Here is a 23,271-nt window from a genome sequence, read left to right on the forward strand (position 1 = left end):
GACTCCCGCACGCTGGAAACGTGAACCGAGCCGAACTCGCCGACTTCCTGCGCCGCGGCCGGGCCCGCCTGGACCCCTCCGACGTGGGCCTGACGCCCGGCGCCCGCCGCCGTACACCGGGTCTGCGCCGCGAGGAGGTGGCATCGCTGGCCGGTATGTCGGTCGACTACTACACGCGGCTTGAACAGTCCCGGGGCCCGCACCCGTCCCGCCAGATGCTCACGGCGCTCGCGCGGGCGCTCCGCCTCACGGACGACGAACGGGACCACCTGTTCCACCTGGCGGGCGAGGAGCCACCGCGCCGGGGCAGCGCCTCCGCGCATGTGCGCCCGGGTCTGCTGCTGGTCCTGGACCGGCTGCACGACACCCCGGCGTCGGTGCTGAGCGACTGCGGTGACGTGCTGGCCCAGAACGCGATGGCGAAGGCCCTGAGCGGGGACGCGTCGGCCCGCCCGCACCGGGACCGCAATCTGAACCGCCGCTTCTTCCTGGAACCGGCGGCCCAGGAACTGTTTCCGCCGGAGGACCGGCCGGAGCTGGCGCGGGCCCATGTCGCGAACCTGCGGGCCGTGACGGCGGCCCGCCCCGACGACCCGGAGCCTGCCGCCCTGGTGGCCGAACTACGTGCGGGCAGCGAGGAGTTCGCCCGCCTGTGGGACGAACACGAGGTAGCCGTACGGCGCCGCTCGACGAAGCGCTTCCAGCACCCGCTGGTCGGCCTCCTGGAACTGGACTGCGAGGTCCTGCTCAACGAGGGCCACGACCACCTGCTCGTCATCCACACGGCCCGCCCGGGGACGGAGTCGTACGAGCGCCTGCAACTGCTGCGGGTGGTGGGGTTGCAGGACCTGACCCCGTCAGAAACCCAGCTTCCGTAGCTGCCGAGGATCCCGCTGCCAGTCCTTCGCCACCTTCACATGAAGGTCGAGGAAGACCGGCGTACCCAGCAGTGCCTCGATCTGCTTGCGGGACTTGATGCCGACCTCCTTCAGGCGGGCGCCCTTCGGGCCGATGATGATGCCCTTCTGGCTGGGCCGCTCGATGTAGACGAAGGCGTGGATGTCGAGGAGGGGCTTGTCGGCGGGACGGTCCTCGCGGGGGAGCATTTCCTCGACGACGACGGCGATGGAGTGCGGGAGTTCGTCACGGACGCCTTCGAGGGCCGCCTCGCGGATCAGTTCCGCGATCATGACCTGCTCGGGCTCGTCCGTGAGGTCGCCCTCCGGGTAGAGGGCCGGGCCCTCCGGGAGGAGGGGGATCAGGAGGTCCGCCAGCAGGTCTACCTGCTGGTCCGCGACCGCCGACACCGGCACGATCTCCGCCCACTCGAAGCCCAGCTCCTTACCGAGCTGGTCGATGGCGATGAGCTGCTCGGCGAGGGTCTTGGAGTCGACCAGGTCGGTCTTCGTGACGATCGCGATCTTCGGCGTCTTCTTGATCGACGCCAGTTCCTTCGCGATGAAACGGTCGCCCGGGCCCAGCTTCTCGTTCGCCGGCAGGCAGAAGCCGATGACGTCGACCTCGGCCCACGTCGTCCGGACGATGTCGTTCAGCCGCTGGCCGAGCAGCGTGCGCGGTTTGTGCAGGCCGGGGGTGTCGACCAGGATCAACTGGGCGTCGGGCCGGTGGACGATGCCGCGGACCGTGTGCCGCGTGGTCTGCGGCTGGTTGGCGGTGATCGCCACCTTCTGGCCGACCAGAGCATTCGTAAGGGTGGACTTGCCCGCGTTGGGGCGGCCCACGAAGCAGGCGAAGCCGGCGCGGTGGGGAGCCGCCGACGACTCAGACGGCTTGGATGACGGGGTACGAACGCTCATGGCGCCCATTGTCCCTGATCCACAAGCCCCTGCCGCACAACAGTCCACCCGTGCCTCACCCGGTGAGCTTTCAGAAACCCTGCGGCAATGAAACATCCCGGAAACACGGCCGTGCACAACCGGAAACCCGGGCCGGTGACCCTCTGACGAGCCCCCACCCCGTTGGAGACGACCGTGACCCTCGCCGCCGCCCATGTCGACACCGGCGACACCGCCTGGCTGCTCGCCGCCACCGCCCTGGTCCTGCTGATGACCCCGGGCCTGGCCCTCTTCTACGGAGGCATGGTCCGCACGAAGAGCGTCCTCAACATGCTGATGATGAGCTTTGTGTCGATCGCCCTGGTCACGGTGGTGTGGCTGGTCGCCGGGTACTCGCTCGCCTTCGGCGACGACATCGGCGGCGGGCTGCTCGGCGGACTGAAGCACGCCGGCATGGCGGGGCTCGGCCCCGACAGCGTGCACGGCACGGTCCCCACCCTTCTCTTCGCGACCTTCCAGCTCACCTTCGCGATCATCACGGCCGCGCTGATCAGCGGGGCGGTGGCCGACCGGGTGCGGTTCGGGGCGTGGCTGGTCTTCGTGCCCGTCTGGGCGCTGCTCGTATACGTTCCCGTCGCGCACTGGGTGTGGGGCCCCGGCGGCTGGATCGCGGCGCACCTCGGCGCCCTCGACTTCGCGGGCGGTCTGCCCGTCGAGATCACCTCGGGCGCCTCCGGACTCGCCCTGTGCCTGGTCGTCGGACCCCGCCTCGGCTTCAAGAAGGACGCGATGCGCCCGCACAACCTCCCCATGGTGATGCTGGGCGCGGGCCTGCTCTGGTTCGGCTGGTTCGGCTTCAACGCCGGGTCCGCCCTCGGCGCCAACGGCCTCGCCGCCGCGGCCTTCCTCAACACCCTCGCCGCGGGCTGCACCGGCCTGCTCGGCTGGCTCTTCGTCGAGCAGAAGCGCGACGGCCACCCCACCACCCTGGGCGCGGCCTCGGGCGCGGTGGCCGGCCTGGTAGCGATCACCCCGTCCTGCGGCTCGGTCTCCCTGCTCGGCGCGCTGGTCGTCGGCCTCGCCGCCGGCGCGGTCTGCTCGTACGCGGTCGGCTGGAAGTTCAAGCTGAACTACGACGACTCGCTCGACGTCGTCGGCGTCCACCTGGTCGGCGGAGTCATCGGCACCCTCCTGATCGGCGTCTTCGCGGTCACCGCCATGACCGGCGGCCCCGAGGGCCTCCTCTACGGCGGCGGACTCGCCCAGCTCGGCAAGCAGCTCGTGGCCGTGGTCGCCGTAGGGGCGTACGCGTTTCTCGTGACGTACGGCATCGGCAAGTTGCTCGACAAGGCGATGGGTCTGCGGGCCAGTGAGGAGGAGGAGCGGACGGGTCTTGACCTTACGGTGCACGCCGAGACCGCATACGATCACGGCGTCCTGGGCCACGGGGCCCCGGTCACCGCCTCCGTCCTCCCCTCCGCGCAGAAGGTCACGTCCCAGCCATGAAGCTCATCACCGCGATCGTCAAGCCGTACCGCCTCGACGAGGTCAAGACGGCGCTCCAGGAGCTCGGCGTGCACGGCCTGACCGTCACCGAGGCCAGCGGCTACGGCCGGCAGCGCGGCCACACCGAGGTGTACCGCGGCGCCGAGTACCGCGTCGATCTCGTCCCCAAGGTGCGGATCGAGGTCGTCGTCGACGACGCGGACTCGGACGCCGTGATCGACGCGATCGTCAAGGCCGCACAGACGGGGAAGATCGGGGACGGGAAGGTGTGGTCGATTCCGGTCGAGACGGTCGTACGGGTACGGACAGGTGAGCGCGGCCCCGACGCGCTCTGACCGCCAGCACTCCCCCGACGAACCCGACCGCGAGCAGCAGCGCCGCCGCCAGCCAGGGCAGCGCGAAGAACGAGGCGCTCGCCGACTGTTTGGTGCCCGGCGCGCTCGCGGTCAACGTGATGTCGCCCCAGTCGAGTTGGGGCGAGCCCTTCCACGGCTCGCTGAGCTTCACGCTCTGCCCCGGCAGCAACTCCGAGGGGATGCGGGTGAGTCCGCGCGACAGCAGGGTCCGGCCGAACAGGCCCTGTGCCTTCAGCGTCACCTTCGGGTCGAGGGTGACGTTGCCGGTGTTGTGCAACGTGTAGGAGATCGTCGCGTCGCTGTCTCCCAACCCCGGTACCAGCGGCTGGTGATGGGACACATGGACGTGCTCGACGGCGAGCGCGGGCAGCGTGGGTCCGCTCACCCGGAGATAGACACGGGCGCCTACGGCCCGCTGCACACCGAGGGCGAGTGAACCGTCGCCCTTGTCGACGCGTTCGTCGAGGGCGACCAACGCGCCCGGGTGGTCGCCCGGTTCGGCCCCTTCGGGCACGTGGAGGGTGAACGGCACGGCGACCGTTTTGTGGGCGGGCACGGTGACCCGGGACCTGGCCGGTTTGGCCCACGCGCCGACGCCCCGCATCGTCTCCTTCACCGTCCGTACGGCGAACCCGCCGTCGCGCGCGGTGTTGTAGGCGTCGGCCGCGTACAGCCGGAAAGTAAGCGGCTGCGCCGTCTTGTTGGCGACGACCACCTTGTCCTGGATGGTCTGGCCGGGGTCGGCGGAGAGATAGAAGTACGGCCGCGCGGCGATCTTCGACGCGGCCGGGTACACGGACCAACTGCCGTTGTCCGCCGCGTGGGAGGAGGGTGCGGTGAGCACACCGAAGCAGAGGGTCAGGAGGAGGACGTACAGCTTGCGCATGGGTGCGGACCCCCACGGACGAGGAGTGTGGCGGTCGGGCGGGTGCGGGCGCCCGGCCACCGGAGGTGGGTCGGTACGGTCAGGTGAGCGTGAGCGTCAGAACGCCGGAGTACGAGCCCGGAGGCGTGAACGCCGGTACGTTCAGGGAGAGTCCGGCGTCGACGGTGAACTGGCCGCCGGTGAGCGTGCCGTCAGGGGTGGACGCGAGCGTCGCCCCCGAACTGCCCACGGTGCCCGCCGAACCGGCCGCGCAGGTGCTCGGGCTGCCCGCCTTGGTGGCGCAGGCGGGGGTCCAACTCAGCGCTCCGGCACCGATCTTGGCGCCGGGACCGGTGAAGTCGGTGACCTTGCCGGTCAGGGACCAGCCCGCGGGTCCGCCGCGGAAGTCCTGGACCGTCACCGTGTTCAGAGCGCCCGTGGAGGCGCCGCCCTTGCCGAAGTCGACCGCCGAGAGGCCCACGGCGTCCCCGGCCTGCGCCATCGACAGCGTGCCCGCCTTGACGGTGGTCGTCAGCTTCTGACTCCCGGGCGGAACGGGCGTGGTGTCGTTGACGACGTAGGCGGCGGGACCGGCACCCAGATCAGCACTCCACGCACTGCCCTCGTATGCCACGATCCCGGTCGTCGACTTGTCGTTGACGACGAGCGAGCCGCTGATGGTGCCGGCGCTGGTGGCCGTGACGGTCGCCGTGTCCGCGGTCTGGGCGGTGCCGGACCGCCCGGCCAGGGTCACGGTGGCACCCGGGGTGAAGTTGCTGCCGGTCACGGTGACGCTGTCACCGGCGTTGCCGGAGGCCGAACCCAGGCTGATCGCACGGGTGTTGACCGGAACGGTGGCGGTCGCGGTGACGGTCTCGGAGACCGGGGCCGGCGGGTTCGTCACCGTGCAGGGGGTGTCCAGCTCCAGGATGTAGCTGGTGTGGATGTTGTAGTCGCCCGGCGAGAGGGTGATCGCGCCGGGGGTGGTGACCGTGAAGGTGCCGGTCATGGAGAAGGACGGGAAGGCGCCGTTGCCCGGCACCGGGTCGTTCTTCTTGGGCCCGGCCACGGTGACGCTGCCGGTCTGGGCACCGCCGAGGGTGACCTTCCCGGTCGGCGTCATGATGTCGGCCGGCAGGGCGATCGCGGTCGGGTTGCTGGCGGCGGGCTTGACCACCGTGTAGGTCACGGTGACGGTGTCGCCGACCTTCGGCGCGGTGTTGTCCACCGTGATCGCGGCGGTGGTGGTGCCGTCGATCGGCGGGATGCCCGCGACCGCCGGCGGGATGCAGTGCGTGGCGAAGTCCACGTTCGTGGACGCACCGGCCGGACAGGCCAGCGCACCGCCCGTGGCGACCGCGAGCGCGGTCACCCCGAGCAACGACGCCCATCGGCGTCTTCGGGATGTCGTAGCCATGGCTGTGCCCCCTCCTGAGGACGGTGGGCACAGCGGCTCGTCCGCGCCCACAGAGGGCATTGATGTGGGGATCGCGTGAGAAGTCAATGGACACGGAGAAACTAACTGATGGACCGTCAGTTCCTGCCCAACGGCGGGAACTGACGGCCCAGTTGAAGCCGTGGGGGGAATTCTCAGTCGAACACGAACGGACCCGGTGACTGCGGTCCGGTCGCCGTGCAGGTGACCGCGATCCCGAAGATGGTCATCTGCAGCGACCCGCCGTACGCCTCCAGGCTGTCGCCGGAGGCCACGGTGCCGTCGAGCGGACCGACGGTGACCGGGTCGCCGGTCGCCATGGCCGGGTTCTTCGTACCGGTGAACACGGTGGTGCCACCGCTCGCGTTCTCGAACGTGAAGGTGGAGGAGATGGAGTCCTGCGACAGGGCCAGCGGCGCGGTGATGGACGAGGTGACGGTGACCGTGGCCGCCGTCCCGTCCTGCGTGGCCGTGATGGTGGCGTCACCGCCGCCGAAGATCCCGCAGTCCGCGGTGATCGTCGCCGTCTGGGGAGTGACGGCGAGCGCGGTGGGCGCGAACGCCAGCGAGACGGCCGCGAGGACCCCCGTCACCAGTGCCGCACCCGTTCCGATTCGCTTGCTTCTCAGCTTGCCTTCCATGGATCCGGTTCCCTTCCCGTGTCTGGGAATGCCATGTGGGGACGGACGGCAGAAACACCTCAGAGCCACCTCACGGACGCGGTGCGGTGCGTCACGCGAGCGAGAATCTGACGGTCCGTCGGAACTTACGGTTCCATTGATGCGCGGGAGGCGGGGGGAGAGCAAGGGCGAAATCTGGACGGGTGACTTCCGGTCACCCATGTCCGCTAGCCCGCGGCGACCGTCAGCCGCACAACCCCGTCCGGCGCGGCCAGCAGCACTGGCGTCCCTGGTCCGCCCAGATCCCGTACCGCCGCCCGGTCCTCCGTCGACACGGATTCCGCCTCCGACACGACCGCCGCCGCCTCCAGGGACTTCGCGCCGGACGCCACCGCCATCGCCACCGCCGTCCGCAACGCGCTCAGCTTCAGCGACGGAAGGTCGACCGTCCCGGCGACATACGTCCGCCCCGTCTCGTCCCGTACGGCCGCCCCCTCGGGCACACCGTTGCGGGCCCGCGCGGAACGGGCCAGGGTGACGATCTTGCGGTCCTCGGGGTCAAGCGCGCTGGTCTCGGTCATGAGCAGAGCATACGAAGGACCAGGGCCCTCATCCCGCCACGGGGTACATCGCACCCCGCCGCCCCTCCGGCGAGGCCAGCCACTCCAGCTTCGCCACCGTGTTCGCCTCCTCCAACGGCGTGTGCAGCACGATCGTGAGATCCGACCGCGCGGGCACCTTCAACGCCGTCGACTCGACACACAGCAGACCCACCAGCGGATGATCCAGCTCCTTGCGGACCACCCCCGCGTCCAGGATGTCCCGCCGCTCCCACAGCTCGGTGAACTCCGGGCTCACGGAGGTCAGTTCGGCCAGCACCTCGCGCAGCCCCTCGTCGTCGGGACGGTCCGCGCACATCGCCCGGAACTGCGCGACGACCGTACGCGCGTTCCGCTCCCAGCTCTGCGAACGGGCACGGTAGAGCGGGTCCGTGAAGAAGTCGATCAGGCAGTTCTGCGTGTTCTCCGGCCGCATGCCCAGCACCCACCCGGCCGCGTCGTTGTACATCACGCAGTTGTAGTACCGGTCCATGATGTGCGCCGGGAACGGCATCCAGGCGTCGATCAGCCGCCGTATGCCCTCACAGCCGTGATCGGCGGCGGGTTCGGGCGCGGGCGGGTTCAGCCCGGCCAGCACATACAGATGCCGGCGCTCGGCGTTGCTGAGCCGCAGCACCCGGCCGACGGAGTCGAGGACCTGCGGCGACACCGAGATGTCCCGCCCCTGCTCCAGCCACTGGTACCAGGAGGCGCCCACCCCGGCGAGCACGGCGACCTCCTCGCGCCGCAGTCCCGGCGTACGACGTCGCGCCCCGCCGTCCGGCAGACCCGCCTCGGCCGGGGAGACCCGGGCCCGCCGGCTCATCAGGAACTCACGCAGTTCACTCAGCCGACGACTCTTCAGGGCGTCCTCGGTCACGCGCCTCTCCCCCTGGATCCCCCTGGATCCTGTCGCTGCCTGGTGGTGCCACCACCAGCACAACTTCCGGCTCCCCACGCCTATTCCGACGGCCGGAAGCTCTTCCCATGGCGACCGACACGACAACTCCCACCGCCCACGAACCCCTCGCACCGCACAGCGAACCCAAGCTGTCGACCCGCGACAAACTCGTCCTCTTCGTCCTCTGCGCGGCCCAGTTCATGGTCGCCCTGGACTTCTCCGTCCTGAACGTGGCCCTGCCCACCCTCGGCGGCGACCTCGGCATGAGCCAATCGGCCCTCCAATGGGCGGTCACCGCGTTCGCCCTGCCGTCCGGCGGCTTCCTGCTCCTGTTCGGCCGCATCGGCGACCTCTACGGCCGCCGCCGACTGTTCCTCACCGGCCTGGCCCTGTTCGGCGCGGCCTCGCTCCTCGCCACGTTCGCCTGGGACCCGGCGTCGTTCCTGACCGGCCGCGCACTGCAAGGTCTCGGCGCCGCGGCCATCGTCCCCACCGGCATGTCCCTCCTCACCACCACCTTCCCCGAGGGCCCGGCCCGCGACCGCGCGCTCGGCATCTCCGGCACCCTGCTCTCCCTCGGGTTCACGGTCGGCATGGTGGCCGGCGGCGTCCTGACCGACGCGTTCGGCTGGCGCTCGACGATGGCCCTGCTCACCCTGTTCGCCGTACTGGTCCTGCCCCTGGCCCCCGCCCTGCTCCCCGAGTCCCGCACCCCGGACCGCCCCCGCCTCGACATCCCCGGCGCGATCACGGTCACCGGCGGCCTTCTCTCCCTCATCTACGCCCTGTCGACCGCCGCCGACCACGGCTTCGCCCGCGTCGACGTCATCGTCACCCTGATCACCGGCGTCCTGCTCCTCACGGCCTTCACCGCCATCGAGTCCCGCACCGCCCAGCCCCTGGTCTCCCTCCCCATGCTGCGCCGCCGCACGGTGGCCTGGGGCAACCTCGGCGGCCTGGTCACCTTCTCGATGATGTCGACGATCGTCTTCGTCCTGACCCTGTACCTCCAGGAGGTCCTGCACCTCTCGTCGTTCGAGACGGGCCTGGTCTTCGGCGTCCAGGGCGTCCTCTCGGCGGTCGCGGGTGTCTACGCCCCGAAGGTCATCGGCCGCATCGGCGCCCGCCGCACCCTGATCGCCTCACTCGTCGGCCAATCCGCCTTCATCGCCGCCCTGTTGGGCCTGAACGCCCACACCTGGTCGGTCTGGCTCGCCACGGCCGCCGTCTCCCTGGCCAGCATGTGCCACCTGGGCGCGATCATCTCCTACGGCCTGACCGTCACCTCCGGCGTCCCCGACGACCAACAGGGCCTGGCCACCGGCCTCGTCACCTCCACCCAGCAGGTCGGCATCACCATCGGCATCCCGCTCCTGGGCGTCCTCGCCACCACCTCGGGCGATCTGATGTCGGGGGTCCACACGGTCGTGGGCATCGACGCGGCGATCGTGCTCGCAGCCGCGGTGCTGGTGGCGATGGGGTTGCGGGACCGGCCGCGCCGGTGACCGAACTTCGAGGGCCTGCTCCCCGGGTCGGGGAGCAGGCCCTCGCGTCGACTCATCTCTGCCGCGAAGTCGAGGGTGATGGCACGGAAGGACGCTTCACGAACTCCAGGAAAGCGCACCAGGCCACAGACTGGAAGGCAAGAACCGCCTGATGAGGGCGAGTTGAATGACGTACCAGCAAGGACTCGCCGGTCCACGCCGCCTCGACACACGCGTCCCCATCGGGGTTGCTCGCACTGCTCTTACGCCACGTCCATGAGCCGCCCACGCCTTCTCCTCCAGCCTGGGTGCGGAGGGCCGGGACACGCAGCACCTCTTTCAGAGTAACGGGCCATCACATGAATATGAATGAGCCCTTTCTCGCCAAGGTCCCCCGGATCAGCTTGAGTTACGCGCTTTCGTCATCCCTCTCATGCAGCAGCCTCTCCAGGTCGTCACTGCCCGCGTCCATCCTCGCGCCCAGTGTGCGCAGCAGAGTGTCGATGTCGTCCTTGACCGCCAGGTCCTCCAGCTCCCAGAACCGCTCAAGGTACCGGCCGGTCTCCTCCGGGGCGTTGCTGCTGTACGTGTCGCCGCGCGAGTTCTCGATGAACAGCGAGTCCGGCATCTCATCCGTCTCGAACTCGAAGAGCGAGAAGGGGCCCATGATGCCGGGATGTGCGCCGACGCTGAGCGGCAGGATCTGGATGGTGATGCCCGGCTGGGCCGCGAACTCGGCGAGCCGGTCCAGTTGGGCGTGCATCACCCCGCGCCCGCCGACCTGACGACGCACGACGGCCTCGTCCAGGATGAAGAAGAGCTCGCGGTCGCTCCCCGCACCCGATGTGAGCTGTTCCTGCCGGGCAAGCCTGGCCTCCACCGCACGATCGACCTTGTCGTCCGAGATCCCTTTGTCGTAGGCCCGCATGATCGCGCGCGCATACTCCTCGGTCTGCAGCGGCCCGGGAAGTACCAGCGAGTTGTACTGCCGGATGATCGACGCCGCCGCCTCCAGCGCGAAGAACTGGAGGACCTCCTTGCTGTAGAGGTCCCGGTACTCCGTGTACGGCATCTTGCGGCTGCCTCGCGCGAGGTCCAGTAGCCCATCGATCCTGCGCCGGTCGGTGATCCCGTAGGCCGCGAGCAACGGACGGAGGTCGTTGATGGAGATGCCGACCTCACCCGCCTCGATACGGATGAGCTTGGAGGGACTCCACTCCATCATCTTGGCGACTTCGCGCTGTGTGAGGTTCGCGCTGGTCCGGGCCCTGCGCAACTCTGTGCGTAGCCGTAGCCGCTGCAGTGCCGCACTTGGCACGCTCATGATGGCTCCACCCCCAAATGGACCTCACGGCATGCAACATAGCAGAATAGATGCTTACTCATCGAGACCTTCCGAACTGGTTGTCTTCTCTTCAGCAGAACCCTAAAGCCGCAGGTCGGCAACACAGGCATCTACCTCCGACCCTCCTCGGGTAGCAGAAAGCTACATTGCACTTGGACAGGTCCAGAAAGAGACTCACCGTTCCGGAGGAGCCTGATATGCAGGTTCACTCAGCAAGCTAGCCAACAGCTCTACCCTGGTGGGCACACTCAAGCTACGCTGGACTCAGCCAGTGATGTGACCCAATCGACAGGCGCCAAAGGGAGGTTGAGTGCGGCAGGACCGAAGTTGACGTCGGCTCAGTCGGCAGCTGATCGCCCTGGTGTCGCGATCAACACGGAGCACCGCGGTCTCCGTGAGAGAGCGAGACCAGAAAGGAGGTCAGCCCCATGGCCGAAGAGGAGCCGTCGGGGCGTCGTACCAAGCACATGTGGACCGAGAAGCTCGCATTCACGCTTCCATGGGTCAATCTTCTCCTCGCGATCCAGCAGATCGTCGAGAGGTGGATGCACCCCCACATGTGACGCAAACAGCCCCGGCCTGAAGGTCGGGGCTGAGTGAGGCGGACGCCAACGCATTTGTTCCACTCCGAGTTTCCCTGGCCGGCAGCCCGGAGTGGGACCGTCTCGGTTCCGCCGTCCCTCCATTCTGCCGGTCCACACGCGCAATGGCGAGGGTCGCAGACGGGTTCGTCGGTAGAGCTGGGCGGGACCGCCGACCGTCGGGTTCCTCAAGACCGGTCCAGCCGCAGCCGCTCCGCCCGTGGCAACCCCGCCACCACCAGGTCGTAGGAGTCCTCGATCAGCTCCCGCACCAGCCGGTCCGGAAGGTCCCCGTCCACCGTCACCGTGTTCCAGTGCCGCTTGTTCATGTGGTACCCGGGGATGATCAAGCCCTCGTGCTCCTCGCGGAGCCGGATCGCGTCCTCCGGGTCGCACTTGAGGTTGACCGTGAAGGGGCGTGCCTCCAGGTTCGTCAGGGCGAAGACCTTGCCCAGCACCTTGAAGACGGACGTCTCCGGGTTGAACGGGAAGTCCTCCACCACCGCGTTGAAGGACAGGCAGAAGGCGCGCAACTCCTGGGGTGTCACTCCGGCTTCGTCTCCTCCTCCGGCGGGCCGCCCGGGCCCACCGGCTCCACCAGCACCGTCACGATCTTGTTCCGGCGACCGGCCGAGGCCTCCGCCGTCAGCCGCAGCTCGCGTCCGTCGGGCAGTTCCACGACCGACGACGCGCCCGCGATGGGGACACGGCCCAGCGCCTTCGCCAGCAGCCCGCCCACCGTCTCCACGTCCTCGTCGTCGTACGCCTCGAAGCCGTACAACTCCCCCAGGTCACCGATGTCCAGCCGGGCCGTGACCCGGTAGCGGTCGTCGCCCAGCTCCTCCACCGGCGGGAGTTCACGGTCGTACTCGTCGGTGATCTCGCCGACGATCTCCTCGAGGATGTCCTCGATGGTGACGATGCCGGCCGTACCGCCGTACTCGTCGATGACGACCGCGACGTGATTGCGCTCCTGCTGCATCTCGCGAAGCAGATCACCCGCGTTCTTGGTGTCCGGCACGAAGGACGCCGGGCGCATGGCCGTCGACACCAGCTCCGACTCGGCGTCCCGGCTGATGTGCGTCTTGCGGACCAGGTCCTTGAGATACACGATCCCGACGATGTCGTCCTCGCTCTCCCCCGTCACCGGGATCCGCGAGAAACCGGAGCGCAGCGCGAGGGTGAGGGCCTGACGGATCGTCTTGTACCGCTCGATGACGACGAGATCCGTCCTCGGCACCATCACCTCACGCACGAGGGTGTCGCCCAGCTCGAAGACCGAGTGCACCATCCGGCGCTCCTCGTCCTCGATCAGCGACTCCTTCTCGGCGAGATCCACCAGCGCCCGCAACTCGGCCTCGGACGCGAACGGACCGCGCCGGAAACCCTTGCCGGGCGTAAGCGCGTTGCCGATGAGGATCAGCAGATACGGGATCGGGCCCATGATCCGCGCCAGCGGCAGCAGGACGTACGACGCCGCCGTGGCCGTGTTCAGCGGATGCTGACGCCCGATGGTGCGCGGGGAGACCCCGACCGCGACGTACGACACCAGGACCATGACGCCGATCGCGGCGAGGAGGGCGGGCGCGGTGCCGTGGATCACGTGCAGACACTCGTAGGTGACCAGCGCGGCGGCGGCCATCTCGCAGACGACCCTGACCAGCAGCGCCACATTGAGATAGCGGGTCGGGTCGGCGGCGACCTGCGCGAGCTTGGCGCTGCCGCGCCGACCGGACCGTACGGCCTCCTCGGCCCGGAAACTGGAGACGCGCGCGAGACCCGCCTCGGCGCAGGCGGCGAGCCAGGCGACCACGACAAGGGCGATGGCGCCGAGAACGATCTGAGGACTCATCAGGCGGACTCTTATGAGACGGTCGGCGCCGGGGAGGGGCCGTCATGGCCCTTCTCCGCGCGCCAGCCGTCCACGATGGCCGCCTGCAAGCCGAACATCTCGGCCTTCTCGTCGGGCTCCTCGTGGTCGTAGCCCAGCAGGTGCAACACACCGTGGACGGTGAGCAGTTGAAGCTCCTCGTCCATGGTGTGCTGCGTCTCGGCCTCGGCTCCCTGCTTCGCGGCGACCTCCGGGCACAGCACGATGTCACCGAGCAGCCCCTGCGGCGGCTCCTCGTCGTCCTTGCTCGGCGGACGCAGCTCGTCCATCGGGAAGGACATGACATCGGTCGGCCCGGAGAGATCCATCCACTGGATGTGAAGCTGCTCCATGGCGTCGGCGTCCACGACGATCACCGAGAGCTCGGAGAGCGGGTGGATGCGCATCCGCGCGAGCGCGTAGCGGGCGATGTCGAGGATCGCCTGCTCGTCGACCTCGGTTCCGGACTCGTTGTTGACGTCGATCGACATGGTCGTGCTGATCTACTTCCGCTTGTCACGGGCACCCTTGTGGGTGCCGTTCTCCGTACCGTGCTCGCTGTCGTACTTCTCGTACGCGTCGACGATACGGCCGACCAGCTTGTGCCGGACGACGTCCTGCGACGACAGGCGGGAGAAGTGCACGTCGTCGAGCCCCTCCAGAATGTCCTGCACCTGCCGGAGCCCCGACTTCGTACCACTCGGCAGGTCGACCTGTGTCACATCACCGGTGATCACGATCTTGGACTCGAACCCGAGCCGGGTGAGGAACATCTTCATCTGCTCGGGGCTCGTGTTCTGGGCCTCGTCCAGGATGATGAAGGCGTCGTTCAAGGTCCGGCCGCGCATGTATGCCAGCGGCGCCACCTCGATCGTCCCCGCTGCCATCAGCTTCGGGATCGACTCCGGGTCGAGCATGTCGTGCAGGGCGTCGTACAGGGGGCGCAGGTACGGGTCGATCTTTTCGTACAGGGTGCCGGGGAGGAAGCCGAGGCGTTCGCCCGCCTCGACCGCCGGGCGGGTCAGGATGATGCGGCTGACCTGCTTGGCCTGGAGGGCCTGGACCGCCTTGGCCATGGCGAGGTAGGTCTTGCCGGTGCCTGCGGGGCCGATGCCGAAGACGATCGTGTGCTTGTCGATCGCGTCGACGTACCGCTTTTGGTTGAGGGTCTTGGGGCGGATCGTGCGGCCTCGCGAGGACAGGATGTTCTGGGTGAGCACCTCGGCGGGTGTCTCCTCCGGACCATCCCCGTTCTCGCTCGCCCTGAGCATGGCGATCGAGCGTTCCACTGCGTCCTCCGTCATCGGCTGCCCGGTGCGGAGCACCAGCATCATCTCGTCGAACAGGCGCTGGACGAGGGCGACTTCACGGGCATCGCCGGCCGCGCTGATCTCATTGCCCCGGACGTGGATGTCGGCCGCCGGGAAGGCCTTCTCGATCACGCGCAGGAGGGCGTCGCCTGATCCCAGCAGGGACACCATGGGGTGATGGGCGGGGACGGTGAACTCTGCTCTCGCCTGCTCCTGCGCGGGGGTGTGAGCTGTGGGTGTCTGAGTCATGGGCCGGCTCTGTAGGCCTTGCTCGTCCTCCTCGATACGGCTCGCCCGCCACAAGGGCAGCCTGGTGATCCCAGGGTACGCCGGGCCACTGACAACGCCGTAGGGCTTTTCGGTGACCGTCGGGCCACGAAACGCGGGGCGTGCCCAGCGCAGGGCGGGCGCACAGGGTGACGCCGTGAGCCCTGTTCGCGCCCCCTCGTATGTACGGACAATGCGCTGTGTCCGTCAAGTAAGGCCATGCAGGGAAAGCAGGTCGGCCGCTGTGTTCGTGCGTCTGCCCACGTCCGTGTCCGAAGCGCAGGAGTGTCTGGCCGAGGGGGCGGTGCCCGTCGGCGGGGCGACGCTTGTGTGGGCCTCCTGGCAACGGGACGGTTTCCCCGAGCAGGCGGTGTCGCTGCGGGAGCTGCCGGAGGCGCGGGCGATCGGGGACGGGACGCTGGGCGCGGCCGTACTGCTGCACGAGATCGACGCGCGGGTGCCGGAGGTGCTGCGGCGGGCGGCGGGCGGGGTGGGGACCGGCGCGGTGCGCCGGACGGCGACGGTCGGCGGGAACATAGTCGGCAGCACGTTGCGCTGTCTGCTGCCGGCCGCGCTGGTGCTGGACGCCCGCGCGGTGGTGCTGGAGCCGGAGGGGCCGGTCGAGACCGATCTCGCCGAGTTGCTGGCGAAGCGGCCGCTGCTGCTGGGGCTGCGCTGGCGGGAGCCGGCGGCGAGCGGTTACCGCAAGCTGACGGGTGAGTTGCGCGGGGAGGTTCCGTTCGTGGTCGCGGTGGCCGTGGGGGCGGGCGCGTCCGTGGTGCGGGTCGCTGTGCGTGACGGTTATGACGTGGTCAGTGAGACCGTTCCCTACGACACGGACGCGGGCCGGGTCCTCGGCGCGCTGGCGCTCACACCGCTCGGCACGCTGCCGGAGGCGGTCTTCGATGCCGTACGGGAAGAGGTCGTGGGTGTGGTGGAGCGGGCGGCGGCGTAGGTCGGCCAACAGGCTCTGAGTCGATCTGCCGAACCCGATCGCCGGGACCGCCCGCCGCAGCGGCCAGCGGCCCGCGTCGCCCTGGTCCTCCGGCGGTACGACGCCGGCCAGGAACGCGTAACGGCTGAAGGCCCGGCGCGGAGAGCGAGCCGCCGAACTCCTGGACGGAGAAGGCGGCGGCAACAGGTCGCCCTACGTCGATCTGCCGAACCCGATCGTCGGCACCGCCCGCCGCAGCGGCCACCGGCCCGCGTCGCCCTGGTCCTCCGGCGGGACGAGGCCGGCCAGGAACGCGTAGCGGCTCAGGGCCGTCGGGTTCTGGCCCTCGACCGACTGGACCTTGCGCCACCAGGCGCCGATCTCGGACCAGCCGGGTGCGGAGAGGGAGCCGCCGAACTCCTGGACGGAGAGGGCGGCGGTGAGGCCGGCGAAGGCGAGGCGGTCGGCGAGTGGCCAGCCGGCCAGGGTGCCGGTGACGAAGCCGGCCACGAAGACGTCGCCGGCGCCGGTGGGGTCGAGGGCCTCGACGGCGATGGCCGGGACCTCGGCGGATTCTCCGGTGCGCCGGTCGACGGCGTAGGCGCCGTCCGCGCCGAGGGTGACGACGGCTAGCGGCACGTGGGCGGTGAGCGCGTGGGCGGCGGCGCGGGGGCAGTCGGCGCCGGTGTAGCGCATGGCTTCCTCGGCGTTCGGCAGGAAGGCCTCGCAGTGGGCGAGGTCGGCGAGTCCTGCGAGGTCCCAGGCTCCGGTGTCGTCCCAGCCGACGTCGGCGAAGATGCGGGTGCCCTCGCTCGCGGCCTGGGCGACCCAGGGGGCCTGTTTGCCGGGGGTGAGGGAGGCGACGGCGGCACGCGCGCGTGGAGGGTGGGCCGGTGCGCCGCCTTCACCGAACACGGTCTCCGGGGGCGGTTCGTGGCCGTGGGAGACCATCGTGCGTTCGCCTTCGTACGCCATCGACACGGTGACCGGGGAGTGCCAGCCGGGTACCGAGCAGGAGGTGGAGAGGTCGATGCCCTCGCCCTGTTCCAGCGCGTCCCAGCAGTACTCGCCGTAGTGGTCGTCGCCGAATGCCGCGGCGAGGGAGGTCCGCAGGCCGAGGCGGGCCAGGGCGGTCGCCATGTTGGCGACGCCGCCGGGGCTGGACCCCATCCCCCGGGCCCAGGACTCGGTGCCGCGGACGGGGGCGGATTCGAGCCCGGTGAAGATGATGTCGAGGAAGACGGTGCCGGTGAGGTACACGTCCCAGGGCGGATCGTCCGGCGCGCGCAGGCCTGCCAAGGGGTCGACCTGGGCGGCCCGACAGGACGACGGTTCCTTTCCGGTGGACGCGTTGGACGCGGTCACGGTGTGCTCCCTGACGTGATACGGATCAGGCCAGTGTGCACCACCACGCACGCGCGGGGGCGACTCCCGCTCCGGGGCCGCCCTTCGCACCGGTGGCGAGCAGCCGCAGGTCCGGGCCGTACGGTGGGCGCCGCGCCGGGGCGACGGTTCGGGCGGGTCCGCCACGCGCGCCGTGCGGGCCGCCTCCGGAACCGGCCATCGGCCCCGTCCGCCACGCGCGGACAGTGCGCTCGGCGCCGCCGAAACCCGAGAACCGCGGGCCCACGTCGGACCGCCGGCATGCCCGTCCCACGACAGGCGCCACACCCCCGTACCCACCCCTGCTGTCGCCCTCGTAGCCGGGCGTGCCCGAGTCCGAACGGGCTTCAGGGAGACGTGAGTTACGTGGTCACCAGCGTGGCATGGAAGGAGTCACCCACTCCGGGTCGGTGACGCGCATCGCGGCCGCGTCGTCGCGTTCGCGCAGGGAACCGTCGTCGTCGAGCCACCGCTGGTGCAGGAACTCCAGCTTGGCGCGGTCGAGTTCGATGCCGAGGCCGGGGGTGTCGGAGACGGTGACCTTGGCGTCGGCGAAGGTGAGGCGTTCGGTGAGAACGTCCTCGGACTGCCAGGGGTAGTGGGAGTCGCAGGCGTGGTGGAGGCCCGGGACGGTCGAGGCGACGTGGGTCATCGCGGCGAGGCTGATGCCGAGGTGGGTGTTGGAGTGCATGGAGATGCCGACCCCGAACGTGCGGCAGATGGCGGCGAGTTGCTGGGTGTTGCGCAGTCCGCCCCAGTAGTGGTGGTCGGAGAGGACCACCTGTACGGCGTCCTTGGTGAAGGCTTCCTTGATCTCGGCGAACGTCGTCACGCACATGTTGGTGGCGAGCGGCACGTCGGTGCCGGCGGACACCTCGGCCATGGCGGGGATGCCGAGGGCGGGGTCCTCCAGGTATTCGAGGACGTCGCCCAGTTCCTTCGCGACCTTGAGTGAAGTCTCCACGGACCAGGCGCCGTTGGGGTCGAGACGCAGAGGGTGGTCGGGGAAGGCGGCCGCCAGCGCGCGGACGGCGGCGATCTCCTCGTCGGGCGGGAAGACGCCGCCCTTGAGCTTGAAGGAGGTGAAGCCGTAGCGCTCCTTGAACTTCCGGGCCTGCTCGACGACTCCGGCCGGGTCGATCGCGGCGCCCCAGTCGTCCTTCTCGGCCCTCATGCCCTCGGGGTGGTGGGCCCACTTGTAGAACAGGTAGCCGCTGTACTCGACCGCGTCCCGCACCTTGCCGCCGAGCAGTGCGTGCACGGGCAGTCCGAGTGCCTTGCCGAGGGCGTCGAGGCAGGCGACCTCGAAGGCGGAGACGACGGACAGGCGCAGCTTGTCGGCGGTCTGGACGCCGCGCAGTCCGCCGACATCGACCTGTCCGGAGACCCGGGAGCTGTCGACGGCGACCTCGTCGGCGACGGTGAACAGGCCGTTCAGGTCGCCGACTTGACGGCCGATCAGTTTGTCGGCGTAGGGGCGGGCCAGTTCGAGGTACTTGGTGTCCCCGTAGGTCTCGCCGAGTCCGGTGACGCCGTCTGCGGTCACCACTTCCACGATCAGGCGGGGGGTGTACGGCTGGTGGACGCCCTGGGTGTTGAGCAGGGGCGGGTCGGCGACCAGGATCGGGGTGAGGCGGATGTCGGTGATGGTGAGGTTCACAGGGCGGCTCCTACGAGGTCGAGTCCGGCGGTGAGCAGGGCGGTCAGCTCGGTGAGGTCGGTGGCCGAGGGGTCGGTGAGCGGGGCCCGCACGGGTCCCACCGGGCAACCGCGCAGCCGGGCCGCCGACTTGACGAGGGACACGGCGTATCCGGGTACGCGGTCGCGGAGTTCGACGAGCGGGACGTAGAACTCGCGCAGCAGTTTCTCGACCGTCTTGTCGTCGCCGTCCCGCAGCGCGGTGAAGAAGGCGTTCGCGATCTCGGGGGCGAAGGCGTGCACGGCGGAGGAGTAGGCGGGGACGCCGACGGTGGCGTAGGCGCGGGCCTGGATCTCGGCGGTGGCAGCGCCGTTGAAGAAGAGGAAGCCCTCGGGGGCGGCGAGGGTGAGGCGTTGGAGGCGGTCCAGGTCGCTGTGGCCGTCCTTGAGGCCGATGACACCGGGGATGCGCGCGATGCGCTTCAACGAGCTTGCGGTGAAGGCGACTTGGCCGCGCTGGTAGGCGATGAGCGGGAGCCGGGTGCGGGCGGCGAGCTGTTCGAGTTGGGCCACCAGGCCGTCCTGCGGGGCGGCGACGAGGTAGTGCGGCAGGACGAGGAGGGCGTCGGCGCCGGCCATTTCGGCGATGCGCGCGAAGCGGGCGGCCTGGGCCCAGCCGTAGCCGACGCCTGCGACGACGGGGACGCGGCCTGCCGCCTCCTCCACGGTGATGGTGACGACCTGCCGGTACTCGTCCTCGTCGAGCGAGAAGAACTCGCCGGTGCCGCAGGCGGGGAAGACCGCGCCGGGGCCGGCGGCGATCCGCTCGGCGACATGGGTGCGGAAGCCGTCGGGGTCGAGGGAGCCGTCGTCGTGGAAGGAGGTGAGCGGGAAGGAGAGCACGCCGCCCGCCATCCCGTCCCGCAGCCTGCGCACCACGGCATCCGTTTCGCCGCTCACTCGACCCATCTCCCTATGTAGACGCTATCCACGTATGAAGACAGAGATTAGATACGCGAACCGCGACCGTCAATGGGGTGCCCACGCTGGCTACGATCGGCGCATGTCAGAGCCCGGTGGCGTCCGCGAGGTGAAGTCCGCCGCCCGCACGGTCGAGCTGCTCGAACTGCTCGCCGCGCGCGGCGACCGTCCCGCGCGCCTCCAGGAACTCGCCGACGCGCTGGGGGTGCCGCGCAGCTCGATGTACGCCCTGCTCCAGACCCTGATCGCGCACGGCTGGGTCCGCACCGACATCACCGGCTCCCTCTACGGCATCGGCATCCACGCCCTGCTCACCGGCACGAGCTATCTGGACTCCGACCCGCGCGTGCGGGCCGTACGGCCCTATCTCGACGAGGCGTCCCAGGCGCTCGGCGAGACGATCCACCTGGGGCGGCTGGACGGGCGGGACGTGGCCTATCTGGCGACGCGGGAGTCGCACGAATACCTGCGGACCATCAGCCGGGTGGGGCGGCGGCTGCCCGCGCACGTCGGCGCCCTCGGCAAGGCGCTGCTCGCCGAACGGCCGGACACCGAACTGCCCGCCGGGCCCTACGAGCCCGCCACCCCCAACACCCACACCACCCGGGAGTCCCTCACCGCCGACCTCGCCGCGATCCGCGCCCGCGGGTACTCGATCGACCGCGAGGAGGGGGTCCTCGGGATCGTCGGTTTCGGCTTCGTCCTGCGCTACGACAATCCGCCGCTGGACGCGATCAGTTGCTCGGTGCCGGTGGCCCGGCTGACGCCGGAGCACGAGGGGCAGATCGTGGCGGTGATGCGCGAGGTCAGGGCGAAGATCGAGGCGACGGCGCCGGGCGCCGGGGGCGCTCCGCACTGGCGTTAGCACCGGGAATTCGCCGGGCGGCACCGCGAGGTGGGCGCTCGCTTACCCGGCACTCCCCACCCCAAACAGAACGTGCTCCAGATCACACCCCCCGCCCTTCTTCCAGCGACTACGTGCTTGATACAAATTGCCCGCGCGTTCCTGTCCGTCGACGGTCGTCGCCCAACCCCCTTTTCGAGCCGCTTCTTTCGCATGCCCTGGGAACGCCCGTGTCCGCCCGCACCACCACCATGCCCTGGCCCCTCGTCGCCCTTTTCACGGCCGGGTACCTCGCCCCCTACCTCCTGCCCACCACCGTCGGCCGCCTCGACGCCGGGCTGCCGCTGTCCGCCACGCAGGCCGGTGCCGTCGGCAGTGCGCTGCTGCTGAGTTCGGCCGCAGCGGGGTTTCTGCTCGCCTCGCGCGTCGACCGGATCGGCCCGCGCGTCCTCGCCCGCATCGGCCTCGCCCTCGCCGTCCTCGGCTACGGCTCGGCCGCCTTCACGCACGCCGTCCCCGCGGTCGTCGCGGGCGCGGTGATCGGCGGCTTCGGATCGGGTACGGCCACGACGGTCGCCGCGTCCGGCATCGCCGCCCACCGGGACCCCCACCGTGCCTCCACCCTCGGCCTGTTGTGCGTGTCCGCGCTCGCGGGAGCGGTGTATCTGACCGTCCCGCACCTCGGCGCGGGCCACGGCCAACCCCTCGCCGCCCTCACCCTCACCGCACTCGCCGTATGGCCGCTGACCGGCCGTCTCCCGGTCCGTACGGCGACGGAGCACATGCGGGTGGAGACCGCCGGGCTCCCCCACCGCCGCGCCGGACTGGTCCTCGCCGCGACCCTGCTGTGCTGGTCGCTCGCCCAGAACTCCCTCTGGGGCGTCAGCGGACGCATCGGCCTCACCCAGGCCCACCTCTCCGAGGTCACCGTCGGCGCGGTCTTCGCGATCGCGCTCGGCACGGGTCTGGTCGGCGTGATCGGCGCGGGCGCACTCGGCTCCCGGCTGGGGCGCGCGGTACCGATCGGCGCGGGCACGGCACTCATCGCGGGCTGCATCGTCCTCAGCGCGTCCGCACACGACCTGAGGACGTTCGCGACCGGCGAGATCGCCTGGAACACCCTCTACCCCATCGTCCTGTCCTACGTCCTCGGCCTCGCCGCCTCCCTTGATCCGCGCGGGCGTTGGGCCGTCCTCGTCGGCTCGGCCTCGTCACTCGGCACAGCGGCGGGCCCCCTGACGGGCAGCGTGCTGTCGGCCGGGGCCGGCTTCCCGGCGATGGGCGGGATCCTCGCGGCGGGGCTGGTCGTGATCGCCGTACCGATGACGGCGGTGGCGCTGCACACCGGCGGCCGCCTGCTCCTCCCGGGCACGGTCCGCCGCCGCGGCGGCACCCCGGCCGCCGTGGTCGCGGCCTCCACCGGCCTTCCGACCGGCCCGGTCCCGGAGATCGGCGCGCGGGAGCAGGAGATCGTGGAGCTCCTCGCGGTGAGGACGAGGTCGTTCAGGCCGAAGAGGGGTGTGGGGGCACCGCCCCCACCACGCTCACCCGAACTCGTACGCCTCCACCTCGGCGAGATACCGCTCCCGTCGCTCCTCGTCGTCCTCGAGGAAGGACGCCACGAAGGAGTTGCGGGCCAGCTCGCGCAAGCGGTCCTCGTTCAGGCCCAGCGCCGAGCGCACCGCGTCGAAGTTGTCGCCGGCGTAACCGCCGAAGTAGGCCGGGTCGTCGGAGTTGACCGTGCAGAGGAGGCCCGCGTCCAGCATGGCGGGGAGGGGGTGGTCGGCGAGGACGTCCACCGTGCGGAGGCGGACGTTGGACAGCGGGCAGAGGGTGAGCGGGATGCGGTCGCGGACGAGGCGGGCGACCAGTTCCGCGTCCTCCATGCAGCGCAGGCCGTGGTCGACGCGCTCGACGCCGAGGATGTCCAGGGCCTCGGTGATGTAGGCCGGCGGGCCCTCCTCACCGGCGTGGGCGACACGTCGTAGACCCAGCGCGGCGGCGGTCTCGTAGACCTCGCGGAACTTCACCGGCGGGTGGCCGACCTCGGCCGAGTCGAGGCCGATGCCGGTGATCCGGTCGAGGTAGGGCTTGGCCGCGTCCAGGGTCTCCATGGCCGAGGCGGCGGACTCGTCGCGCAGGAAGCACAGGATGAGCCGGGTCGAGATGCCGTGGTTGCTCTCGCTGTCGCCCAGCGCCCGCCACAGGCCCTCCACCACCGTGCCCATGTCCACGCCCCGCGCGAGGTGCGCCTGCGGGTCGAAGAAGATCTCCGCGTGCCGTACGCCCTGCGCGGCGGCGCGGGCGAGATAGGCGTTGGCGAGGTCCTCGAAGTCCCGCTCGGTGCGCAGGACCGCCATCAGCTCGTAGTAGAGGTTCAGAAAGGACTGGAGGTCCTCGAAGCGGTACGCCTCGCGCAGCGCCTCGGTGTCCGCGTACGGCAGCTCGACGCCGTTGCGCGCGGCGAGCGCGAAGGCCAGCTCGGGCTCCAGGGTGCCTTCGATGTGCAGGTGCAGTTCGGCTTTGGGGATGGGCATCGAAATATCGTACGGGTGT

Annotated in this window: 24 protein-coding genes and 2 pseudogenes; 8 read left to right on the top strand and 18 right to left on the bottom strand. The window is 70.1% G+C overall.

The annotated features are described in order from the left end of the window. Window positions 1–20: 20 nt before the first annotated feature. Window positions 21–878 carry a helix-turn-helix transcriptional regulator gene (locus tag ABZT04_RS16480; RefSeq protein WP_356056965.1) on the top strand — a complete coding sequence of 286 codons (858 nt, stop codon included), beginning with the start codon at window positions 21–23 and terminating at the stop codon, window positions 876–878. On the opposite strand, the gene era is transcribed toward ABZT04_RS16480, so the two are convergent. Continuing rightward, window positions 858–1,826 carry a GTPase Era gene (gene era / locus ABZT04_RS16485; RefSeq protein WP_355923442.1) on the bottom strand — a complete coding sequence of 323 codons (969 nt, stop codon included), beginning with the start codon at window positions 1,824–1,826 and terminating at the stop codon, window positions 858–860. The two genes, ABZT04_RS16480 and era, sit on opposite strands and share 21 nt — an antisense overlap. A gap of 165 nt (window positions 1,827–1,991) precedes the next feature. Here era and ABZT04_RS16490 point away from each other — a divergent pair, with 165 nt between their 5' ends. Together ABZT04_RS16490 and ABZT04_RS16495 are read left to right on the top strand one after the other, a co-directional pair. Then, complete coding sequence (locus ABZT04_RS16490) at window positions 1,992–3,302, top strand: ammonium transporter (protein ID WP_356056966.1); 1,311 nt, start codon at window positions 1,992–1,994, stop codon at window positions 3,300–3,302. Continuing rightward, window positions 3,299–3,637: a P-II family nitrogen regulator gene (locus ABZT04_RS16495; RefSeq protein ID WP_200682139.1), complete on the top strand. Its 339-nt coding sequence runs from the start codon at window positions 3,299–3,301 to the stop codon at window positions 3,635–3,637. Before ABZT04_RS16490 ends, ABZT04_RS16495 begins: the two co-directional genes overlap by 4 nt. On the opposite strand, the gene ABZT04_RS16500 is transcribed toward ABZT04_RS16495, so the two are convergent. The 5 genes from ABZT04_RS16500 to ABZT04_RS16520 all read right to left on the bottom strand — a co-directional run bounded on the left by ABZT04_RS16500 (window position 3,531) and on the right by ABZT04_RS16520 (window position 8,003). Next, a complete protein-coding gene (locus tag ABZT04_RS16500; protein ID WP_356056968.1) occupies window positions 3,531–4,544 on the bottom strand; it encodes a DUF916 domain-containing protein in 1,014 nt (337 codons plus the stop codon). The two genes, ABZT04_RS16495 and ABZT04_RS16500, sit on opposite strands and share 107 nt — an antisense overlap. A gap of 79 nt (window positions 4,545–4,623) precedes the next feature. Continuing rightward, window positions 4,624–5,940 (bottom strand): beta-xylosidase, encoded by a 1,317-nt coding sequence (locus ABZT04_RS16505; RefSeq protein ID WP_356056970.1) that lies wholly within the window; start codon window positions 5,938–5,940, stop codon window positions 4,624–4,626. Between the two features lie 173 nt (window positions 5,941–6,113). Continuing rightward, window positions 6,114–6,587, bottom strand: a complete 474-nt coding sequence (locus tag ABZT04_RS16510) for a hypothetical protein (RefSeq protein ID WP_356057256.1) — start codon at window positions 6,585–6,587, stop codon at window positions 6,114–6,116. Between the two features lie 218 nt (window positions 6,588–6,805). After that, window positions 6,806–7,159, bottom strand: coding sequence for a cytidine deaminase (locus ABZT04_RS16515; protein WP_356056973.1), 354 nt, complete (start codon window positions 7,157–7,159; stop codon window positions 6,806–6,808). A gap of 28 nt (window positions 7,160–7,187) precedes the next feature. After that, the gene (locus ABZT04_RS16520) at window positions 7,188–8,003 is read right to left on the bottom strand and encodes a helix-turn-helix transcriptional regulator (protein WP_356057258.1); all 816 of its coding nucleotides are present in this window, start codon (window positions 8,001–8,003) and stop codon (window positions 7,188–7,190) included. 161 nt (window positions 8,004–8,164) lie between these two features. Between ABZT04_RS16520 and ABZT04_RS16525 the strand changes: the two genes are divergently transcribed. Further along, a complete protein-coding gene (locus tag ABZT04_RS16525) occupies window positions 8,165–9,583 on the top strand; it encodes an MFS transporter (RefSeq protein ID WP_356056975.1) in 1,419 nt (472 codons plus the stop codon). A gap of 52 nt (window positions 9,584–9,635) precedes the next feature. Here the strand turns inward: ABZT04_RS16525 and ABZT04_RS16530 are convergent, their stop codons facing one another. Both ABZT04_RS16530 and ABZT04_RS16535 read right to left on the bottom strand, forming a co-directional pair. Then, window positions 9,636–9,896, bottom strand: coding sequence for a DUF397 domain-containing protein (locus ABZT04_RS16530; RefSeq protein ID WP_356056977.1), 261 nt, complete (start codon window positions 9,894–9,896; stop codon window positions 9,636–9,638). Window positions 9,897–9,971: 75 nt separating this feature from the next. After that, the gene (locus tag ABZT04_RS16535) at window positions 9,972–10,886 is read right to left on the bottom strand and encodes a helix-turn-helix transcriptional regulator (RefSeq protein ID WP_356056979.1); all 915 of its coding nucleotides are present in this window, start codon (window positions 10,884–10,886) and stop codon (window positions 9,972–9,974) included. A gap of 449 nt (window positions 10,887–11,335) precedes the next feature. Here ABZT04_RS16535 and ABZT04_RS16540 point away from each other — a divergent pair, with 449 nt between their 5' ends. After that, on the top strand, window positions 11,336–11,470 hold the full coding sequence (locus ABZT04_RS16540; protein ID WP_356056981.1) for a hypothetical protein: 135 nt from the start codon (window positions 11,336–11,338) through the stop codon (window positions 11,468–11,470). A gap of 206 nt (window positions 11,471–11,676) precedes the next feature. On the opposite strand, the gene ABZT04_RS16545 is transcribed toward ABZT04_RS16540, so the two are convergent. Genes ABZT04_RS16545 through ABZT04_RS16560 form a run of 4 tightly spaced genes read right to left on the bottom strand, consistent with a single transcriptional unit; the run spans window position 11,677 to window position 14,917 of the window. After that, entirely contained in the window at window positions 11,677–12,036 is a 360-nt protein-coding gene (locus ABZT04_RS16545) for an MmcQ/YjbR family DNA-binding protein (RefSeq protein ID WP_356056983.1), read from the bottom strand. After that, window positions 12,033–13,340, bottom strand: coding sequence for a hemolysin family protein (locus ABZT04_RS16550; protein ID WP_356056985.1), 1,308 nt, complete (start codon window positions 13,338–13,340; stop codon window positions 12,033–12,035). Before ABZT04_RS16550 ends, ABZT04_RS16545 begins: the two co-directional genes overlap by 4 nt. An 11-nt stretch (window positions 13,341–13,351) precedes the next feature. Further along, the gene (ybeY, locus tag ABZT04_RS16555) at window positions 13,352–13,849 is read right to left on the bottom strand and encodes an rRNA maturation RNase YbeY (protein ID WP_355923460.1); all 498 of its coding nucleotides are present in this window, start codon (window positions 13,847–13,849) and stop codon (window positions 13,352–13,354) included. A 12-nt stretch (window positions 13,850–13,861) separates the two neighbouring features. Then, entirely contained in the window at window positions 13,862–14,917 is a 1,056-nt protein-coding gene (locus tag ABZT04_RS16560) for a PhoH family protein (protein WP_356056987.1), read from the bottom strand. 262 nt (window positions 14,918–15,179) lie between these two features. On the opposite strand from ABZT04_RS16560, the gene ABZT04_RS16565 reads away from it, so the two are divergent. Continuing rightward, window positions 15,180–15,890 carry an FAD binding domain-containing protein gene (locus ABZT04_RS16565; RefSeq protein ID WP_356056989.1) on the top strand — a complete coding sequence of 237 codons (711 nt, stop codon included), beginning with the start codon at window positions 15,180–15,182 and terminating at the stop codon, window positions 15,888–15,890. A 21-nt stretch (window positions 15,891–15,911) separates the two neighbouring features. Here the strand turns inward: ABZT04_RS16565 and ABZT04_RS16570 are convergent. From ABZT04_RS16570 to ABZT04_RS16590, 5 genes and pseudogenes are all read right to left on the bottom strand, one after another. Beyond that, window positions 15,912–16,074, bottom strand: a pseudogene (locus ABZT04_RS16570) (sugar kinase); the annotation flags it as partial. Window positions 16,075–16,082: 8 nt separating this feature from the next. Further along, window positions 16,083–17,234 carry a PfkB family carbohydrate kinase gene (locus ABZT04_RS16575; RefSeq protein ID WP_356056991.1) on the bottom strand — a complete coding sequence of 384 codons (1,152 nt, stop codon included), beginning with the start codon at window positions 17,232–17,234 and terminating at the stop codon, window positions 16,083–16,085. A 25-nt stretch (window positions 17,235–17,259) separates the two neighbouring features. Then, window positions 17,260–17,433, bottom strand: coding sequence for a hypothetical protein (locus tag ABZT04_RS16580; protein WP_356056993.1), 174 nt, complete (start codon window positions 17,431–17,433; stop codon window positions 17,260–17,262). 189 nt (window positions 17,434–17,622) lie between these two features. Further along, entirely contained in the window at window positions 17,623–18,912 is a 1,290-nt protein-coding gene (locus ABZT04_RS16585) for a glucarate dehydratase family protein (RefSeq protein ID WP_356056995.1), read from the bottom strand. Then, on the bottom strand, window positions 18,909–19,859 hold the full coding sequence (locus ABZT04_RS16590) for a 5-dehydro-4-deoxyglucarate dehydratase (protein ID WP_356056997.1): 951 nt from the start codon (window positions 19,857–19,859) through the stop codon (window positions 18,909–18,911). Before ABZT04_RS16590 ends, ABZT04_RS16585 begins: the two co-directional genes overlap by 4 nt. Window positions 19,860–19,953: 94 nt before the next feature. Here ABZT04_RS16590 and ABZT04_RS16595 point away from each other — a divergent pair, with 94 nt between their 5' ends. Next, a complete protein-coding gene (locus ABZT04_RS16595) occupies window positions 19,954–20,736 on the top strand; it encodes an IclR family transcriptional regulator (RefSeq protein ID WP_356056999.1) in 783 nt (260 codons plus the stop codon). 230 nt (window positions 20,737–20,966) lie between these two features. Further along, window positions 20,967–22,196 (top strand): annotated as a pseudogene (locus ABZT04_RS16600) (MFS transporter); the annotation flags it as partial. 63 nt (window positions 22,197–22,259) lie between these two features. Here ABZT04_RS16600 and ABZT04_RS16605 read toward each other — a convergent pair. Continuing rightward, window positions 22,260–23,252 (bottom strand): adenosine deaminase, encoded by a 993-nt coding sequence (locus ABZT04_RS16605; RefSeq protein ID WP_356057001.1) that lies wholly within the window; start codon window positions 23,250–23,252, stop codon window positions 22,260–22,262. Window positions 23,253–23,271 lie beyond the last annotated feature (19 nt).

The organism is Streptomyces sp. NPDC005492, from assembly GCF_040605995.1.
GTDB lineage: Bacteria > Actinomycetota > Actinomycetes > Streptomycetales > Streptomycetaceae > Streptomyces.

Bases quoted from the DNA above. Each gene is read 5' to 3' on its own strand.
- era (WP_355923442.1), bottom strand. From the start codon at position 1,826: ATGGGCGCCATGAGCGTTCGTACCCCGTCATCCAAGCCGTCTGAGTCG.
- ABZT04_RS16495 (WP_200682139.1), top strand. From the start codon at position 3,299: ATGAAGCTCATCACCGCGATCGTCAAGCCGTACCGCCTCGACGAGGTC.
- ABZT04_RS16500 (WP_356056968.1), bottom strand. From the start codon at position 4,544: ATGCGCAAGCTGTACGTCCTCCTCCTGACCCTCTGCTTCGGTGTGCTC.
- ABZT04_RS16505 (WP_356056970.1), bottom strand. From the start codon at position 5,940: ATGGCTACGACATCCCGAAGACGCCGATGGGCGTCGTTGCTCGGGGTG.
- ABZT04_RS16515 (WP_356056973.1), bottom strand. From the start codon at position 7,159: ATGACCGAGACCAGCGCGCTTGACCCCGAGGACCGCAAGATCGTCACC.
- ABZT04_RS16520 (WP_356057258.1), bottom strand. From the start codon at position 8,003: ATGAGCCGGCGGGCCCGGGTCTCCCCGGCCGAGGCGGGTCTGCCGGAC.
- ABZT04_RS16525 (WP_356056975.1), top strand. From the start codon at position 8,165: ATGGCGACCGACACGACAACTCCCACCGCCCACGAACCCCTCGCACCG.
- ABZT04_RS16535 (WP_356056979.1), bottom strand. From the start codon at position 10,886: ATGAGCGTGCCAAGTGCGGCACTGCAGCGGCTACGGCTACGCACAGAG.
- ABZT04_RS16540 (WP_356056981.1), top strand. From the start codon at position 11,336: ATGGCCGAAGAGGAGCCGTCGGGGCGTCGTACCAAGCACATGTGGACC.
- ABZT04_RS16550 (WP_356056985.1), bottom strand. From the start codon at position 13,340: ATGAGTCCTCAGATCGTTCTCGGCGCCATCGCCCTTGTCGTGGTCGCC.
- ybeY (WP_355923460.1), bottom strand. From the start codon at position 13,849: ATGTCGATCGACGTCAACAACGAGTCCGGAACCGAGGTCGACGAGCAG.
- ABZT04_RS16560 (WP_356056987.1), bottom strand. From the start codon at position 14,917: ATGACTCAGACACCCACAGCTCACACCCCCGCGCAGGAGCAGGCGAGA.
- ABZT04_RS16580 (WP_356056993.1), bottom strand. From the start codon at position 17,433: ATGGCCGGTTCCGGAGGCGGCCCGCACGGCGCGCGTGGCGGACCCGCC.
- ABZT04_RS16590 (WP_356056997.1), bottom strand. From the start codon at position 19,859: ATGGGTCGAGTGAGCGGCGAAACGGATGCCGTGGTGCGCAGGCTGCGG.
- ABZT04_RS16595 (WP_356056999.1), top strand. From the start codon at position 19,954: ATGTCAGAGCCCGGTGGCGTCCGCGAGGTGAAGTCCGCCGCCCGCACG.
- ABZT04_RS16605 (WP_356057001.1), bottom strand. From the start codon at position 23,252: ATGCCCATCCCCAAAGCCGAACTGCACCTGCACATCGAAGGCACCCTG.